The 15,888-nt window shown below is 58.8% G+C and carries 15 protein-coding genes and 1 pseudogene; 8 read left to right on the top strand and 8 right to left on the bottom strand.

Translation table 11 applies throughout. The annotated features are described in order from the left end of the window. Positions 1–285 precede the first annotated feature (285 nt). Positions 286–1,023 carry a signal peptidase I gene (gene lepB / locus ACVIIV_RS26205; protein WP_456748828.1) on the bottom strand — a complete coding sequence of 246 codons (738 nt, stop codon included), beginning with the start codon at positions 1,021–1,023 and terminating at the stop codon, positions 286–288. A 1,127-nt stretch (positions 1,024–2,150) separates the two neighbouring features. Here lepB and ACVIIV_RS26200 point away from each other — a divergent pair. The 4 genes from ACVIIV_RS26200 (at position 2,151) to ACVIIV_RS26185 (ending at position 8,581) form a co-directional block, all read left to right on the top strand. Next, on the top strand, positions 2,151–4,076 hold the full coding sequence (locus ACVIIV_RS26200) for a glycosyl hydrolase family 28-related protein (protein WP_456746721.1): 1,926 nt from the start codon (positions 2,151–2,153) through the stop codon (positions 4,074–4,076). Positions 4,077–4,161: 85 nt separating this feature from the next. Continuing rightward, positions 4,162–7,770, top strand: coding sequence for a hypothetical protein (locus ACVIIV_RS26195; RefSeq protein ID WP_456746720.1), 3,609 nt, complete (start codon positions 4,162–4,164; stop codon positions 7,768–7,770). 9 nt (positions 7,771–7,779) lie between these two features. Then, positions 7,780–8,241 carry a hypothetical protein gene (locus tag ACVIIV_RS26190; protein ID WP_456746719.1) on the top strand — a complete coding sequence of 154 codons (462 nt, stop codon included), beginning with the start codon at positions 7,780–7,782 and terminating at the stop codon, positions 8,239–8,241. Between the two features lie 70 nt (positions 8,242–8,311). Then, positions 8,312–8,581: a hypothetical protein gene (locus tag ACVIIV_RS26185; protein ID WP_456746718.1), complete on the top strand. Its 270-nt coding sequence runs from the start codon at positions 8,312–8,314 to the stop codon at positions 8,579–8,581. A gap of 244 nt (positions 8,582–8,825) precedes the next feature. Here the strand turns inward: ACVIIV_RS26185 and ACVIIV_RS26180 are convergent, their stop codons facing one another. Continuing rightward, positions 8,826–9,257 (bottom strand): ATP-dependent DNA ligase, encoded by a 432-nt coding sequence (locus ACVIIV_RS26180; RefSeq protein ID WP_456746717.1) that lies wholly within the window; start codon positions 9,255–9,257, stop codon positions 8,826–8,828. A 375-nt stretch (positions 9,258–9,632) separates the two neighbouring features. Between ACVIIV_RS26180 and ACVIIV_RS26175 the strand changes: the two genes are divergently transcribed. Then, positions 9,633–9,845 carry a hypothetical protein gene (locus ACVIIV_RS26175; protein ID WP_456746716.1) on the top strand — a complete coding sequence of 71 codons (213 nt, stop codon included), beginning with the start codon at positions 9,633–9,635 and terminating at the stop codon, positions 9,843–9,845. Between the two features lie 10 nt (positions 9,846–9,855). Here ACVIIV_RS26175 and ACVIIV_RS26170 read toward each other — a convergent pair whose 3' ends face one another. Further along, on the bottom strand, positions 9,856–10,140 hold the full coding sequence (locus ACVIIV_RS26170; protein WP_456746715.1) for a hypothetical protein: 285 nt from the start codon (positions 10,138–10,140) through the stop codon (positions 9,856–9,858). 3 nt (positions 10,141–10,143) lie between these two features. Continuing rightward, entirely contained in the window at positions 10,144–10,434 is a 291-nt protein-coding gene (locus ACVIIV_RS26165) for a hypothetical protein (RefSeq protein ID WP_456746714.1), read from the bottom strand. Positions 10,435–10,439: 5 nt separating this feature from the next. Between ACVIIV_RS26165 and ACVIIV_RS26160 the strand changes: the two genes are divergently transcribed. Both ACVIIV_RS26160 and ACVIIV_RS26155 read left to right on the top strand, forming a co-directional pair. Continuing rightward, positions 10,440–10,901: a hypothetical protein gene (locus tag ACVIIV_RS26160; protein WP_456746713.1), complete on the top strand. Its 462-nt coding sequence runs from the start codon at positions 10,440–10,442 to the stop codon at positions 10,899–10,901. Then, entirely contained in the window at positions 10,898–11,452 is a 555-nt protein-coding gene (locus tag ACVIIV_RS26155) for a hypothetical protein (protein WP_456746712.1), read from the top strand. Before ACVIIV_RS26160 ends, ACVIIV_RS26155 begins: the two co-directional genes overlap by 4 nt. Positions 11,453–11,459: 7 nt before the next feature. On the opposite strand, the gene ACVIIV_RS26150 is transcribed toward ACVIIV_RS26155, so the two are convergent. The 4 genes and pseudogenes from ACVIIV_RS26150 to ACVIIV_RS26135 all read right to left on the bottom strand — a co-directional run bounded on the left by ACVIIV_RS26150 (position 11,460) and on the right by ACVIIV_RS26135 (position 15,063). Further along, entirely contained in the window at positions 11,460–11,795 is a 336-nt protein-coding gene (locus ACVIIV_RS26150; RefSeq protein WP_456746711.1) for a hypothetical protein, read from the bottom strand. 231 nt (positions 11,796–12,026) lie between these two features. Continuing rightward, a pseudogene (locus ACVIIV_RS26145) lies at positions 12,027–12,203 on the bottom strand (AraC family transcriptional regulator); the annotation flags it as partial. 442 nt (positions 12,204–12,645) lie between these two features. Next, entirely contained in the window at positions 12,646–14,298 is a 1,653-nt protein-coding gene (locus tag ACVIIV_RS26140) for a recombinase family protein (RefSeq protein ID WP_456746710.1), read from the bottom strand. A gap of 63 nt (positions 14,299–14,361) precedes the next feature. Continuing rightward, the gene (locus ACVIIV_RS26135) at positions 14,362–15,063 is read right to left on the bottom strand and encodes a methyltransferase (protein ID WP_456746709.1); all 702 of its coding nucleotides are present in this window, start codon (positions 15,061–15,063) and stop codon (positions 14,362–14,364) included. A 159-nt stretch (positions 15,064–15,222) separates the two neighbouring features. Here ACVIIV_RS26135 and ACVIIV_RS26130 point away from each other — a divergent pair, with 159 nt between their 5' ends. Beyond that, complete coding sequence (locus ACVIIV_RS26130) at positions 15,223–15,879, top strand: hypothetical protein (protein WP_456746708.1); 657 nt, start codon at positions 15,223–15,225, stop codon at positions 15,877–15,879. The last annotated feature ends 9 nt before the right edge of the window (positions 15,880–15,888 follow it).

Here is a 15,888-nt window from a genome sequence, read left to right as displayed (position 1 = left end):
CTCCCGTCAGCAGTAAGCGTGCCCTTGTTTCCTCCAGAGTGCCGCCATTCGCCAATAAACTTAGAAGCGCAACTCGCTGGCGGAGCGGCGAACGCGGGCGTCATCAAAACGGCTGCCGCGAACGGCAGCGAAATGAAAAAGCGCACTGAAATTCCCCAGAATAAAATGCGATCAGACTTTAGCGGCGGACAGCAGTCCCTTCAAGACATGTCTAGGACTGTCGGGCCTAGAGCCTTAGCGATGCATAGTCTCTTAGCCTGCTCGGAAGTGGCTGCGAAGATACTGTTATCGGACGATCGAAAACAGCCGGTGCCAGCGCATGGAAGTGGGCCAGCGCCAGAACATCCAGGCATGCTCGCCTTCACCGATGGAGAAGAAGATCATCTGGGCGCGCCCGATCAAATTGTCCCGAGGTACGTAGCCTACCGCCGACAGTACACGGCTGTCCGTGGAATTGTCACGATTGTCGCCCATCATGAAGAAGTGCCCGGCGGGTACCGTATAGACGTTTGTGTTGTCATAGTAACCGCTATCGACGCAGTCCAATGTCTCGTGAGACACACCGTTCGGTAGCGTTTCCTTCCACCGTTTGGTCCGAGAAACGGAACCATCGAAGGAGCCGCAGGGATCTTCGCCGACCAAGTCGCTCAATCGCTCGCGTTTTACCGGCACATCATTGATGTGGAGTAGTCCATCCTTCATCTGAATGCGGTCGCCGGGCAAGCCAATTACACGCTTGATATAATCGACGTCGTCGTCCTTCGGAAGGCGGAACACAACGACGTCACCGCGGTTTGGGTCCGAGCCGAAAATTCGGCCCGAAAATAGCTCCTGTGAGAGCGGAAATGAGTAGCGGCTGTAACCGTACGAATACTTTGAGACGAAGAGGTAATCTCCGACGAGTACCGTCGGCTTCATCGAGCCAGAGGGAATATTAAAGGGCTGAAACAGAAAGGTGCGAATGAACACAGCGATAAACAGGGCTATGAAAACAGTAAAAACGGAATCGTACTTGTAGCGTATGAGTTCAACCTTGCTAGAGAGCCGCTTTAGCGCCGCATGATATTCGCGTGGATGCGCAGCCGGTTTCTCGGCAACGAATTCGACTAGCGATCGCAAGTAGCGAGCATTGCAGTCTTGCAGCGGAGCGATGTGACATTCTCGAGTATCGGGATCGATGAAAACGAACCCTCCCTGGCGAGAATAGGGCGGCAATTCTACGTCTTCGGCTTCCAACTTGTCGCGAGCCTGTGTCCACAGCTTCCCAATCGGCAGTCGCCAAAAGCGCCAAAAACTCCACAAAAGGGACAAGTGGATTAGGGTAGGCGGCATAACGAATATGGTTTTGGCCAACAGATGGGAATTGGCCAGAATATGTTTGGCTTCCAAGATCGTCGCTGGACGATTGAGCGGTACGATGACAATGACCGTTGCGGTTTCGGCCAACTGCCGAAATCGTGCAAACCAATCGCTGTCGTGGGTTAGAAGTTTGGCCGCTCCGTAACCTCCGCTCACGTGGCCTAGTCCAATCGTTCTCATGCGGCCGAGCGAGAAGGACAACGACAATTCAAAATCCCAGAAGGCCCCGATAATTAGCCGGTCGACGCGTTTCGGCAGATTATTGCGTACGAGCAATTTAGCTGAGGTGGCGAAGGGACGCAGATAGAGGCAATACTTCTCTTGTAGAATCCCAGGCAGCGACAAGTTGGTATTCAACTTGATCTGGGCCGCTTTCCGCTCCCACCTATAAGCAAAAAAGCTAATGACCATCACCGCGGTAGCGGCATAGCTGATTAGGGCAATTGCGATAGGCACGCGCGAAGGCAAGAAGTTCATTGCTATCAGGATCACTAGCGCGGCGCCGACCCAAGCTCTAATGCCGCTACTTGGCTCCAAGATATTTGCCTCGTCTGGCTTGCTAATACTCGTTCCCTGTACCTCTCCACTTGTCATTGAGACGTCCCCGCCGAACAAACATATGGTCGATGCCTACCTTGCTCTACCACATTTGATTTCATGCGGCGGCGCACATTCGTAACATTTCCCTTACTCCTCCAGAGTCATAATTCATCCCACGGACGCAACGCCGCTTCGCCGACGGCACCCACCCGCGCAATCCTGCGCATTTCCTTTTTCCCCGTCGGCGATACATGTCCTACCCCACCAAATACACGCGCCAATATGACTACGTCAGCTACCAGAACGCGAACCCGTCGCGGCCGCTGCCTGCGACATCGGTTCACGCAGACCTTAACCAGGTGGCGCTATCGACGTCTGAGATCGTCGAATTCTTGAAGACGTCGCTGCGCGCTGACGGCGCGATTGCGAACGGCGCCGTCGGGATCGATCAGCTTTCGACCGCGGTGGCGGCTCAGCTCGGTGACGCATCGGCCGTTCAAACCGTCTTGGACGAAGCTCAAGCGGCTGTAGATGCGGCCGAAGCGGCTGTGATCACGGCGGCTTCGAGCGCCAGCGCTGCCTCGACATCGGCAACGAGCGCCTCCAACAGCGTGACCGCAGCGACAACCTCAGCCACCAATGCGGCATCGAGCGCGACAGCGGCAGCGGCGTCGGCGAGTGATGCCGCGTCGTCCGCGGCGTCGATCCCCGTTTACTCGTCGCGCACGACGTTGGCTGCGGCTACGGTGTCGCCGACAACCCTGGCCGTGGCGTGCCTCGGGTATACGACCTCGGGGGATTGCTCGCCTTTCATGGTGAAGCGCGTGGCGTTGCAGCCTCGTTTCGGCGGCGTGCGGTCCACGGATCGCTACCTGCCGAACGGGAGCACCGATGCCACCAACGGCGGCTGGTGGGTCTACGTGCCGGGTCCGGCTGGGGTTGACGCGTGTGCGTTCGGCCTCCTGGCTGATTGGAACGGCGTCGATGCGAGCGCCACGGACAACACGACCGCGCTCCAGAACGCGATCAGTTTCGCAAGTCAATCTTTCGGCACCGGTTACGACACCGCTGGCGGCGGTGGCAGCGACGTGCTGTTGCCCAGCGGCACGGTCATGATTTCTTCGCTGATCACGTTGCACGACGGCGTTCGTCTGCTCGGCAAAGGCACGTACGGCACGGTCCTGAAGATGAAGGACACGTTTTCGACAACGTCTCACTTCATTCGGCTTGGCACGGCCGGCGATGTTTCCGCTGTTTGTGCCTCGCAAACGAAGGGGTCGGCCGGTGATCTTACGATCAACGGCACGCTCGCGGCTAGCGGTGTCGCTTATTTCCTCCAGAAGCGTCAGCCGGCGATTTATTCGGCCGGCAACGACAGTGCCCGCACCTTCACGGTCTACGGCACTGATGAAACGGGGGCGAGCATCAACGCTTCGGTGGCTGGCGCCAATGTTGGCCGCGCCGACGTGCCGGATTTGTTTTTGACGATCACGCGGGTCGCCGTGGACGGCGCAACGGCTGCGGCCGTGACGGTCGGCTTCCAGACCGCGGCGTCGTTCGGGTGTCGTCTCGAGCAGATGCAGTTGTACGCCGGCGTGATCAACGCGTCGTCCGGAATGTCGATGGTCTACACCGACAATGCGCAGCACACGGGTGGTCTGAAGGCCGTCAAGATATTTGGCGGGAATCGGCATTGCGCCAGGTTCGAAACAGGTGTCGGCGGCGCTTCTATCTTCACATTCGAAGAAGTCGAGACGTTCAATCAGGGCAACAAGGCCGGCGTTGCATCGAACAACTCGCAGATCAAGCTCAATTACGATGGGCTCAGCACAATCTGCAAGAACCTGGTCGTGCAGGGGCCAGGAGCGTCCGGCGGCGCGGCTGCCCTGGGTATTGAGATTACTGGCGGTTTTGTCTCTGGCAGTGACATCCACGTCGAGGGTGTCGCGACCGGCGTCCGCGTCAACACTTTGACGGCGAACAACGGGTACACTTCGTTGCGAAACGTTGTGGGCGGCGCAGGTGTCACCAATCTCGTCTACATTGACGCGGCGGTCGACAACAACACGGTGATGCTGCAAGAAATCTATTCGAACGGCTCAACAAATACCGTGAACGACGTGCCCGGTGGTGGCGCGAGCGGCAGCATCAACATCCTGGCCCAGACGGTCTACTGATGAGCGGCGAGATACATCCAGTCTCGGAGAAGCTCGGCGCCTCTTCCACAATCCTTTGCATTTCCTCTCACTCAGTCGGCTATCGATGCCCCAACTCATAGAGTTCGAAGGCCGGCGCCACGAATTCCCGGATGATTTTACTCAAGCGGATATTCAGCGCGCGTTGAACTCGACACTCCGCATGCCGCGCTCAGACCAACCAATTCAGGTGCAGGGGCCTGACGGTTCGATCGTCGAATTTCCGGCCGGGACCTCCAACGAGGAAATGACCACAGCGCTACAGAAGCATTACGGCGGTCCGGGTCAGACACTTCCTCCGCTGCCGCCTGGCTACAAACTCGATCCGCCGGCTACGATCCCGCCACTACCGCCGGGTTACAAGCTGGATCGACCGGTCACGGATCGAGCGCTTATCGCACAGCTTGAAGGGGTACCATCCGCCGCGAAGCCTGGAATGTTCGACGACCTCATTCCGAAAGGTCGCACGTTCGACTTCACGTCGCCGGAAGGGAAGTCCTATCGGGTGACAGGACCGAAAGACGCAACAGTCGAACAGGCCTGGCACATCCTGCAACAGCAGTTGAGCGCGCAGCCACCCGCGCAGACTGCACCCAAGGTTTCGTTCGACGATCTCATTCCGGGGCAGGGAGCCAGCCGGCAGCCCACGCTGGTACCCGTCGATCATGATCCGTGGGCGGCTTTTCCGGACGCGAAGCCGCCGTTCGATCCTTCACAGCCGTATCAGGTGATTGACAATCCCGCGAAACCATTTCGGGCGGGCTCCGTCCCTCCGAAGCTCGTGCCGGTTGACCACGATCCGTTTGCGACGCAGTCGCCAAGCGCGCGGCCGAACCCTTTCGATAAATTCGACGCGGTCCCGGTCGCTCCCGGCGTCGGCGTCGGCGCGCAAAACGCGGCAGCCAACGGTCGCCTCTACGTCACTCCCGAGCAGCCCAAGCCGATCGAGCGCCCGGCGTCGATCTTGCCGAGCAGCGTCGGCGGCGCCGTGCGCGACTTCCAGGTCGGTGCCCAAGGCGTCGGCAAGGGCCTCACCGACATCGTGACCGGTCCGTTCGATCTCGTCGCCGGCGCGCAGAACGCCGCTGTCAGTGGCATCAACAAGCTGCTTGGCACGAACATCCCGATGGCCACGTCGGCGTCCAAGCTGGTCGAGCGCGCCGTTGATGCCACCGGCATCCCGGTCATCGACCCGGCCACGATGTCGCGCAGCGAGAAGCTCGCCTACGACGCCAACCGCTTCGGCACTCAAGCCGTCGGCACCGGCGCCATGCTGGCGCAGCGGGCTCCGCAGGTGGCGGCCGCGACCACGCGATCCGAGACCGTTCCCGGGCGGGTGCTGGACCACATGGCGCGTCCATATACGGAAGCGCCGGCGCGAACGTTGGTGGGCGATACAATTGGCGGTGTGGGCGCAGGCATCGCGGTCAATGCTTCAGACAACTACGTTCCAAACGACGCCAGCGTCTTCGGCCACTATGTCGGGCATAGCCTCAAGGACGTCACCAACCTGCTTGCGCCTTTGGCCGGAGCTTCCGGCGCGAACACTTTGCAGGCTAGCGTCGAAGGCCTTGGCGGCCTGATCCGCAACATCGCGTCCAAGACTTTATCGACAGCACCGGCGCCGATCCCGCTCAACCCGGCCACCAAGGCACCGTATAGCCAGTCCGACGTCGACCGGGCTGCGGCAAAGCTCCAATCCTCAACGACCGGCTCGCCTCGAGCTCTGGCTCAAGACATCCGTGAGAACGCGGCCGCGCTTGCGAAGCCCGAAGACGGTGCAGTGCCGCTCCAAGCTTCGGCCATGCCGACGTCTGCACTGCTCTCGCGAGATCCCGGCTTGATCGCGGCCGAGCAGGGCGCGCGCCTCAGGTACTCTCCCGACTTCGTCAAGCGCGATCAGAACGTCAAGGCTGCCGCCGCCGAGCGCGTCAAAGCGATGCGCGATCCGGAGGCCGACCTAGGGTCTGTCATGCGCCGAGCAGCCGAAGCGCGCGCGGAGCGCATGAACGCCGCCGAAAGCGACGTTCTGCATCGAGAGGACGCCGTCAACTCCTTGGATCGGATCCGGCGCGACCAGGGGCAACCTCTCACTGGTATTGCCAATAGCGAAGCCAAAGCCAATGCCTCGCGCCGGCTTGATCGGGCATTGGTCGAGGAGACCTATCTTCCGGCGCGAGCGGAAAAGAATCGTCTCTTCGAGACCGCGCCAGGACGCAACGAGGAGCTTCCGGCAGACGACGTGTTCGGGGCGATCGACCGCATCCGCGCCGGCGCGAATAACCAGGCCCCGGGAACTCTGCCCGAAGACTTCATGCGCCGGCTGAACGCTTTGCGGCCGCAGATGATCGAACACCCGCCGGAGAGCGGCCAGATAGTCAACGTTGGCGGGCCCGGGACAGCATCGGGTGCCGATTTGGCCGACCTTCGAAAGTTCATTGGGCCCGCGCAGCAGCAGGCGCAAGCTCGTGGCAACTTCGACCTAGCCGACAACCTCGGTCGGCTTCGTGCAGCCATCAATCGCACGATCGAGGAGGCTCCGGGCTACGCCGAAGCAAACGCCAATTATCAGCAATTCGCCGAGCGCTTCCGCCCCGAGCCGAATGACGCAATGGCAAAGTTCACCCGTGCAATCGATGGCGGAGGCCAGAATATCCACGGTGAGCTCAACCGGGGTGCAACGCCGCCGAGTGAGACCGCCGGCCGGTTTCTGAATAGCGCCGAGAATGCTGCGACTTTGCCGCGCGCACTGCAGGGCTCGCCCGCGATGACTGCGGCCGAAACAGCGCTGCGCGATCATTACCGATCGAGCTTGGCAATGTCCGCGCTAAACCCGGATGGCACGATTAATCCGACCCGGGCGTCGGCGTGGGCAAATAATCACGCTGAGATACTCGCGCAGTTCCCGGCCATCCGACGGGAGTTCGATGATATCATCGCTCAGGCGCGCCGCGGCGAGCAGTTGTCAACGCAGGCCCGTGCTGATCTGGAAGCAGCCCGGACGGCACGAAAGGCCACCGAGGCCGAAGTCGACCGTTCGGTGATCGGCACTTTGCTCCGGCAAGACCCGCGGGAGGCGGCGTCAAGCGTTCTCAACGACAAATACGGTGGGCTGAAGAAGCTGGACGAAATCAGCGCCCTGGTCCGCAACGACGCGGAAGCCCAGCGCGGCTGGAAGGCAGCGATGTCGGAAGTTCTGGCAGACAAGGTCCAGGGTACCCGTCAAGTGGGCGAAACGCTCGAGGTCCAGTTCGCGCGCCTCGCAAAAGAGTTCAAGGACAACGAAGCGGTGCTCGCCAAGACCTTCTCGCCCGAGGAGATGAACAACCTCCGGCAAGCGCACAAGATTCTGTCGTACTTCAAGGAGGCTGAAAAGCGAGCGACTGTGGGCAGCGACACCGCTGAGAAAATCAACATTCCCGGTTGGGCGCAGCTGGCTGTTCGACACTTTAAGGGTGATCTCGCTGGTGGCGGCTTGATCAAGCGATTCAAGCTGCTCCTGGAGATGCTGCCTTCGAACAAGCAAAATGCGGACGAGATCATTCATATGGCTTGGTTCGATCCGAACGTGGCGGCGTACCTTCTCGAGCGGCCGGTGAAGAATCCGAACGTGCCGCAATACAACATCGACTTGCGCCGTCTCATCGCGGCAGCGAACGCCTCGCGCGAGAACTGAAAGATTTGGATGCCTTCAATCGCCGCCTACGACCTCACTGAACAGCAACGGACGCTGGTGCGCCTCATCGTGAACGAAGGGAGGCGACCTGAGGAGGCCGCCGAACTCGCCGGCTATCGCCCAAAATCGGTCTACAAAACGATGCGACTGCCGGCCGTTGCAGCGGCGATATCCGAGTCTATCCAGCTGGACCTGGCGGTTGTTGGGGCGCCGTTGGCCTATCGGGTGGCGAAGTCGCTGCTACAAGATGCAAGCGTCAGCGCCCGCGTCCGAGCGGACCTCTCTATCAAGGTGTTGGATCGGGCAGGGCACATTGCACCTACTCGCAAGGAGATGGCCTCTCAGCAGAAGTCGCTCTCCGAAATGTCTCGCGACGAATTGGCTGCCTTCATCGCGGGCAATCAGGCTGAGATCGACAAGATCGAGGCCGAGCTGGCCTCGCGCGCAAAGGACGTGTCGTATCTGGGCTAGGCGCAAAGAGACGTGCTCCGAGGTAATTCTCTTTCGGTAAAAATGGGTACATTCCCGGAGAGGAGCGACCATGAAGGACATGCAAGCGCACCTAGAGCTACTTCGCCGGCAAATTGCAGAATGCGAGCGCATGCAGCAGGCCGCAACGAGTGAACTCAAGCGCAATGCGCTCGCGAGGCTGCTTGCGCGCTACAGAGCTATCGCAGTCGAGCTGGAAGAGGCGATAGCAAAAATGCCGCCTCGAGACATTTTGCTAGATCGTACCAAGGAAGCTCGGCAGGTCGCCAAAGGGGCCGCCGACGACCTGCGGGCACATGCCAAGAAGCTCCGTCCCAAGTGAACTAAGGCCGCCTCAGTTCGTAGCTTTTTCATGTTCCTCGTTCTCAAAGCCACACGACCCGAGCTTCCCGGGGCTGGCTTGCGGACGCAGCGAGGCCGCCCGACGCACCACTCGCGCAGCGCGCCAGCTGATTTGGTCTCTTCAAAATCGTAGGGGCAGCGTCTCAAATGATATGCATCTAGGTTAACCTCGACGGTGGGAGTTCTCTGTCTGATCCCAGTCAGTGGAGTTCATAACTCCCTTCCTATCGCTGGATGGCTCCGGTTCTTCGCCTTGATCCAGTACTTCTGCCGACCTCCGCGATACGGCCGATCGCGATGCTTGGAAACCAGGCCCTCAAGTCCCATCCGGCAACGCTGATGCCGTCCGGCCGGCGCGCCAATAGCTGCTGCAGATTCGCTTTGCGCAAGTGGAGGGGCAGAGACCGCAAATCATCGCCGCCCATGACGAGGATATCGAAGGCATATAGCTGCACCTCGTGGTCGAGTTGTCGGCTGTGCAGCGCGTTGAAGTCGCTGATGCCGTCCACCCCAAGGATTACGGCCTCGCCATCGATGACAAAGCGCTTCTGCCGGTTCTTTAGCGCCGCCTCGACAATCCAGGTATACCGCTTTGTCCAGTCTGTGCCGTTGCGCGAGAGGAGGCGCACGCGTTCGTTCTCCCGGATGACCAGCATCCGGTAGGGTAGCCAGACAGAGCTCGTACGCCATACGCATGGTCCTGAAGATAGGACTTTCAGCTGGCTTTGCGAGTCAGGAACAAGTGGCAATCTGGCGGATTGCCTCTCTGCTCCGGCGCCCCCAAGAGCCCCCCTGAAGCCGGAGCAGACCCCAACGGCCTCAGCTGCTGCCCAGCTGGGGCCGTCCTGTCGTAAGCTACATGTCAGCGGGCGTTCTCGGTCCAGAACAATTTGTGATTTCAATCAGTCCCCCTTTGTTCTGTGAGCGTGTATTTACAAGCGGAACACCCCACAAGTTGGTAGGGTCCGTATTTAAGCCCTAGTGTCCTAAGTTGATTTGGGGAGTGTCCTAATTCGGCGTAGGGTCCAATCATGGACCTGCGACTGATCAGGAAGCACTTAGCTGAAGCTGAGCGCCACGTTGCTCTCAGCGACAAACATATTGCCCGTCAGATCGAGATTATCGACGAACTGGAGCGCGCGGGCCGTTCGACCGACCTAGCCCTAGACATTCTCGCCACGTATCGGATGGTCCGGGCCTCTCATGTCGAACACCGCGACACGATCCGCAGGGAGTTAGAATAGTAAGGCCGCCTCACTTGGCGGCCTCTTTCGGGATATCGAGGCTTGGCCCAGCGGTCTTCAGCCGTACATATGTCCCGCTCTCGTGCAGCTCGAGCCAGCCTTGCTGGACAGCGTACTTTATGCCGGCGCCGAACTCGGAGGCGCTGCCCTTCAGGCTGTAGAGGAGTGGCGCGTTAATCTTCTTGATGTGAATGCGTCCGTCCTGAACCGGCTCGATACTGGCGGCAAGCTGGACGAGCTGCCGAGCGGCGGCTTCCGGATCTGCATAGGGTCGTTGGGTCGCAAATTTCGTCACTGTCTACTCGCTCTTCGGTCCGTGGCCCGTGATTGCCATCTTCGGATTGCCCCGCTCAAAATCGGGCCGAACGTCAGCGCCGCGGGCGCCGCAGCCCTGACATATGAAGCGGGGCTCAATGTCCGAAAGCCGCACCTCGTCCGGCCACGGAGCGCCGTCCAGGGCGACGTGGTGGCCGCAGTGGCAATAGACCAAGATGCCGCTCAGGCCCATCGCCCGCATCTGGCCGAAGGTGATCTTCATTGGCCGGCCGTCGGGGTGGGTGGGGGTATGGCGCCGGGTGGGGCGGGGCATAGTCGATGTTTTTCGACGAACTACGTACTACTACCCATGCTGCTTTAGAAGATCGTTACAATTACAGCTTGTATGTTGGAACAAAACTGGTAACGCTGCAGTATTTTGAAGCGGCGGCGGCCTCAGTGCAAGAATTACCATCACAAGTCTATGGGAAGATTGTAGATTTTCTAGGCCCACATGGTCCGGATGGCTTGTTGGCGTTCGTCATTTTCGTCGGCGTTCTGGCCGCGATCAAAATTGGCATCGACCCCTATCTGGCCACTATATTTGGAGTTACTATCTATGGGTTGTACATCGCGCGAAGGTGGGGCGCTGAGCGCCATGCCGAGCGGATGGCTGAAACCGAGATCGCTAAAACCGAGTTGGAACTTCAAAGATACCGGGAGAGTCAATTACTCAAAATTGAGCGCGCAAAGGTGAAGGCATTAAGTCCCCCCAAGGCTGGCAAGGGCGACAAGACATGACGCAGATTACGGAACTCGACATCGTCGTTTTAATCGCGTTGGCGGCGGTTCTATGTGCGCTGGCGGCACACCTGAGCATTAGGCTCGCGCGTTTGAACAGGCGGACTGTTCAACTTTGCACCGCCAACGAGCTTTTGAAAGAGCATCTTGCTGCCATGAAAAAGGTCGTTGAACATCCAAATGCTCCTGAAAAATTCAAGGAGCGGTTGTTGATATTCAGTGAGGTCATTACTGACCAGAAGGCCTTTGCAGACTTGGTGCACCAAGTTGTTCAAAACGACCTTGGTCGGGATAGCGAAGCCAATGGGTATACGAAAGGGCTCGCTCAGATGCGAGCACAGGACGTTGATTTGGCCGATGCTTTTGCGTCCGCTGTTCGGTCTGGCGTTGGCGCCATGATGCTTAGAAACCCGGACGTCGCCGAGATTGTTGAGGCTACAATGGCGAAGGTTTACTCTGCTCCTCGGAGAGAAGGCGCGGTCTTTGCCGGCGCCATGAGAAAGAACCGAGCTGAGCACCGGGCTCATGATATGGCCGCGGCGCCAGCTTGAACTTTCGCTAACGTAGCCAAGATGGCGTATCCGCGACCGCCGGGGGCAGATCCTGCCCCCGCTCGTACACCAGGTCCCAAAGCTCCCGCGCGACAGCATAGTTGACGTCAGCGATCTTGGCGGAGACCGCTCGCGTAAACGAGCCATCGAACGGCGGCACGCTGCGGATGATCCGATAGCCGCTCAGGTGAGGGTTCGTCGGTGTAGCCATCGACGCAGTGAGTCGGGTGCAGATCTGCGCCGCAAGTTCATTCGCCTTAGCCGGCGGGAGCTTCGCGTCGTCCCGCAAGGTCTGCGAAATGATGCGCTCAATGCGAGCAGCGTCTAAACGGATTTCAGCCATCAAGTTTCTCCAGCTTTGCATTCCGAACGCGCGAAATTCCACAGCGGCGTCAATGGGGGAACGGAGCGCGAAAGTTCGGACCCACTGTTGATTTCATTTGAGTATCCAACGCATTTCGATTCCGAGGGTCGGAGGTTCGAATCCTTCCGAGCGCGCCAGTCCTCCGTTGTTCCAGATTTGTTCCGAATCGCGTTGACGTCGGGGCGCGGTCGCGAGGGCCTGTGGTGTCAATCAGCCTGCCCGGACGCCGCTTTGCCGGCCACGTGCCAGCGTGTCGGACGGCGCTTCGTGGAAGGTCGCGCGGTAGGCTGCGGCAAATTCACCGAGATGATGGAAGCCCTGGGCACGTGCGCAGGTGGCAACGGTGACGCCGCCGCCCTTGAGGCGGGCACGGGTCGCCGTAACCCTCCATGCGGACGGACCAGGCTACGGCCTCCGCCCGGTCGGCCTCGCGAACGGCCTGCTCGGCGCGCTGGCGGGCGCACCTTCATCGTTGATCTTCGCGCCATAGGCGAGCCAAACGACTTCGCGTGACTTGCCCATGCGAATAGATTTCGACGAACGGAGCGAGAGACAAGCCGCTACTGCTAGCGAGGTCTCGCACACGCGTGTCAAAAGGTTCGGTCAAGGCTGAAGCCGGCGCCCAACATGCATTTTTGAAATCCCGAAATTTCGCTTGCTCCGTCGGGCAAAACAGTGGTTCATAAGACGCTGGCTCAATAACGAGGATCAGCGCAAATGGCCGACGAAATCGAGGCATCTTCCGAGCTGTCAAAGATTGCAAGGCTCAATGGAGACTTCAGAAGGAACTACGGCAAGCTGCTGGGCGCGTTCCTGTATTTGCGCTCGATCAGTGCGGCGCGCGGTCGTTCATGGATTCTGGCAGCCGTTTTCTCGCTTCTCTGCTCGTCGGCGTTGGCTTGGCTCGGGAAGGCACTTTCTTGGCTAGCCGCCTTATGATCGCTCTGACAAGGGCATCAGCTGTTTCAAAACAAGCGATATCGCGGCGCTTGCGAGCCGAATCCGTGAACCTTATGGTTCTCTTCACTCTACCATCGGTAGGCAACAACACGTAATCGAGAACGCCTTTGTTGTGTTCCGTAAGTCGTATGGCGGCGATCCACCCCGCGGGCACATGAGAGTCGCATTGAATGGTCCAATGTGGAGCATGCGTTTCCTCCTGCGGAGGAGTCCAACGTGCCGCCCTAACTGAAACGCATGTGGTACCGTTTACGCGCAAGGAGTCGGTCCATCCGCCGGTGTTCGTGCGGTAGCCAGCGCGCTTGGCGGCGCTTCTAATACGAGACGCGAGCATCGTCTTTTGCTCGGCCCAAAGCGGACGTGATTCCAGAAATTCGTAGTTTCGTTTCGGGGTATAGCCGAGCAGCCGGTAAAGGTTGCGAATACTGCCGAAGTGGGTTTGACAGGTTGCGACACAGGGTAAGCCCGGCGTTCGGTCTATGATGCTTATGCTTAGGCGACCCTTTTCAAGCAAAGTCCGGCGCAAGCGAACGATCATCTCTTCTTCAGACAAATCAACACGCCGTTCGCGAATGAATTTGTTGGCTTGAAAAAAGAGGTCGCGATCAACTATCGGCTCGAGGCAATCCTCCGCCCGGATCCACTCCTCAGGAGGATTATCCGTGCGGGTCTGACGCAGCTTCCATGAACGCCGGTTAAAGACCAGGTTGCCTATGTAAGTTTCGTCCCTGAGAACGGCTCCGACCATGACGCGCGTCCACGGTTTCCCTGTTCTGGTCGGCACCGCATTCTTGTTGAGCTCCCAAGCCACCACGGTTTCGCATTTCACCTCCAGGAAGCGAGTGAATATCCATCTTACAATTGCTGCCTCTCGCGGGTCGCCTGGGCGCACTCGAATGTGGTCGGTCGTTAGATACTTCCGGTCTCCGTTCTTCATTATGCCCTTCGATTGGTCCTTTTCGTCAACAAGCTCTCGGACCAGGCCGTATCCAACCTTGCCGCAAGGTTTGTAGCCGAGGCGTGCGTACCGACACTGTCCGGCGTAGACTTTTGCGGAAAGCTCTCGGCTGTACTCGGCAGCCATGACTCTTTTGATATTTTTGACGATACTCGCCAGCATGCTGCCGTCGTTGTCAAACTGTTCGGCACAGTAAGCGATCTTGATGCCGCGGCGTTTGCATACAAATTCATAGTGCGCGCTTTCATCCACGTCCTGAAAGCGGCCCCAGCGGCTCACATCGTAAACCAGGACGAAACCAAAGTCGGTATCGCCTGCTTGGACGTCTTCGAGAAGCTGGATGAGGCCAGCTCGGTTCTTGATGAGGAGGCCACTTTCCCCTTCGTCCCGATAGGTGCGGACGATCGTCAGATCATGCGCATGGGCGTAGGCGGCAATGACCGCAGCTTGGTTCTGAATTGAGTATTGCTGCCGCTCGGTTGACATCCGTACGTATTGAGCAGCCCGACGCATCTTTTGTGCTGTCGGAAACGTCGATTTTCGAACGACGAGTTCGTTGCCCATGGATGCCTCTAAACGTTGCATCCCCAAGGTCAGACCCCGACCAAGCTTCTCAGCGGCACCCAGCTAGCGCGCCCAATGAGGGGCGGCGGCTCCCTTCTTCACGATGCCAATGTAATAGAAAATGCTCTCGTTCGTCAGCTCTTTGTGATCGCCGTAAGTGAACACAATTTCGAGGCCAGCCGCGTCGATCATCTCGCGGAAAGTTTCCACGGTTGAACCGCGATTGTTCTCCTGGAGAACGATTACGCCATCGTCGGCGAGATGGGGATGTATCGTGTTAAAGAACTCGCGATGGATCGACCAATCAGGGTCGTGCGCGCGGATATCGCCTTCATACTGGTCAATGAAGTGAGGCGGATTGCTCACCACCAAATTCCACCTCTCGCTTTTGGGTATGTTCCTGAGATTGTTGGACTCGTAAACCGCGACCCGAGCTTCAAGGTGATTCAGCCTGACGGTGTTTTTACAGCGATTCACCGCGGCGGGATTGATGTCGGCCAGGCACAGCGTTTCGCACAAGTCGTGGCCCAACATCGAAAAGCCAATAAATGCCGGCCCAGCGCACCACTCGAAGAGGCGAGGCTGTTTAGGCATTCCACGGGAGCGCAGAAACGGAATGAAGTCTTGGCCAAACTCGATGCCGCCTCCATCGAGCTCGCTCTTATAATCGACCGTGATCCCACCCAGGACGACGCGCTTCGCTGGCCTTATTCGACGTAGTGCCGGCCTCACAAGGCGATGCTCGATCGTATGCAGAACGCCCATAGCTAACACCCTAAGTGAAGAGGGACCCGCAACATGCGGCTCGGTCCTTCGTGGGGGTGCCGCGCGAGTTGATTAGAAAAACTCTTCGCTTTCTAGCTGTACATTTCTGAATGTTTCTGATTGTGTCAATCGGAAATCCTATGAAGTACCGGGACGACCATGAGTTTCACCCAGAGGCTTCGAAGGCGGCTCTTTCCACCGCGCGACGCAATCGAAGGCTACGAAAACGAGGAGTTGGTTGACACCATCTATCGTAAGACAGTCGCTTATCACGGACAGGCGAACTGGCCGTTGGTCGACGGTCTGAAAGCGGTGCTCGATTTCGGAGGGGGCGCGGGCGTGCACTACAAGACCGCCCGCCGGCAATCGCCAGACATCCGCTGGGCAGTAGTTGAGACGCCCGCTATGGTGAGGCGTGCGAAGGTGCTTGCGACCGACAAGTTGGGGTTTTTCGACCAAATCGAACAGGCCGCCGACTGGCTCGGGAGTGTTGATCTCGTCCACTCAAATGGTGCCATCCAGTATGTCCCGAACCCCACCGAGACTATCCAAACGCTCTGTGCGGTCCGAGCGACGAGAATGGCATGGTATCGCGTTCCGATCGGCGATGGACCAAGACGCGAAGTTCAGACTTCCTACCTAAGCGACAACGGTCCGGGAGTCTTGCCTGCCTCTGAAGAAAAGCTTGTTAGGTACGAGCGCAATTGGATATCAGAGGGAGCGTTTGTCGAAGCACATGAGGGTTACAGGTTGGTGATGCGCAGCCCCGACCCTGGCGAGCACCAGACGCAGCAATTCCTGTTCGAGCGCCGGTAGCCTCGGCGC

Source organism: Bradyrhizobium sp. USDA 4354 (genome assembly GCF_054060315.1).
This window is presented reverse-complemented; position numbering and strand designations above follow the sequence as displayed.

Bases quoted from the DNA above. Each gene is read 5' to 3' on its own strand.
- ACVIIV_RS26185 (WP_456746718.1), top strand. From the start codon at position 8,312: ATGAAGGACATGCAAGCGCACCTAGAGCTACTTCGCCGGCAAATTGCA.
- ACVIIV_RS26200 (WP_456746721.1), top strand. From the start codon at position 2,151: ATGTCCTACCCCACCAAATACACGCGCCAATATGACTACGTCAGCTAC.
- ACVIIV_RS26155 (WP_456746712.1), top strand. From the start codon at position 10,898: ATGACGCAGATTACGGAACTCGACATCGTCGTTTTAATCGCGTTGGCG.
- ACVIIV_RS26160 (WP_456746713.1), top strand. From the start codon at position 10,440: ATGTTTTTCGACGAACTACGTACTACTACCCATGCTGCTTTAGAAGAT.
- ACVIIV_RS26190 (WP_456746719.1), top strand. From the start codon at position 7,780: ATGCCTTCAATCGCCGCCTACGACCTCACTGAACAGCAACGGACGCTG.
- ACVIIV_RS26135 (WP_456746709.1), bottom strand. From the start codon at position 15,063: ATGGGCGTTCTGCATACGATCGAGCATCGCCTTGTGAGGCCGGCACTA.
- ACVIIV_RS26130 (WP_456746708.1), top strand. From the start codon at position 15,223: ATGAGTTTCACCCAGAGGCTTCGAAGGCGGCTCTTTCCACCGCGCGAC.
- ACVIIV_RS26180 (WP_456746717.1), bottom strand. From the start codon at position 9,257: ATGCTGGTCATCCGGGAGAACGAACGCGTGCGCCTCCTCTCGCGCAAC.
- ACVIIV_RS26195 (WP_456746720.1), top strand. From the start codon at position 4,162: ATGCCCCAACTCATAGAGTTCGAAGGCCGGCGCCACGAATTCCCGGAT.
- ACVIIV_RS26165 (WP_456746714.1), bottom strand. From the start codon at position 10,434: ATGCCCCGCCCCACCCGGCGCCATACCCCCACCCACCCCGACGGCCGG.
- ACVIIV_RS26150 (WP_456746711.1), bottom strand. From the start codon at position 11,795: ATGGCTGAAATCCGTTTAGACGCTGCTCGCATTGAGCGCATCATTTCG.
- ACVIIV_RS26140 (WP_456746710.1), bottom strand. From the start codon at position 14,298: ATGGGCAACGAACTCGTCGTTCGAAAATCGACGTTTCCGACAGCACAA.
- ACVIIV_RS26175 (WP_456746716.1), top strand. From the start codon at position 9,633: ATGGACCTGCGACTGATCAGGAAGCACTTAGCTGAAGCTGAGCGCCAC.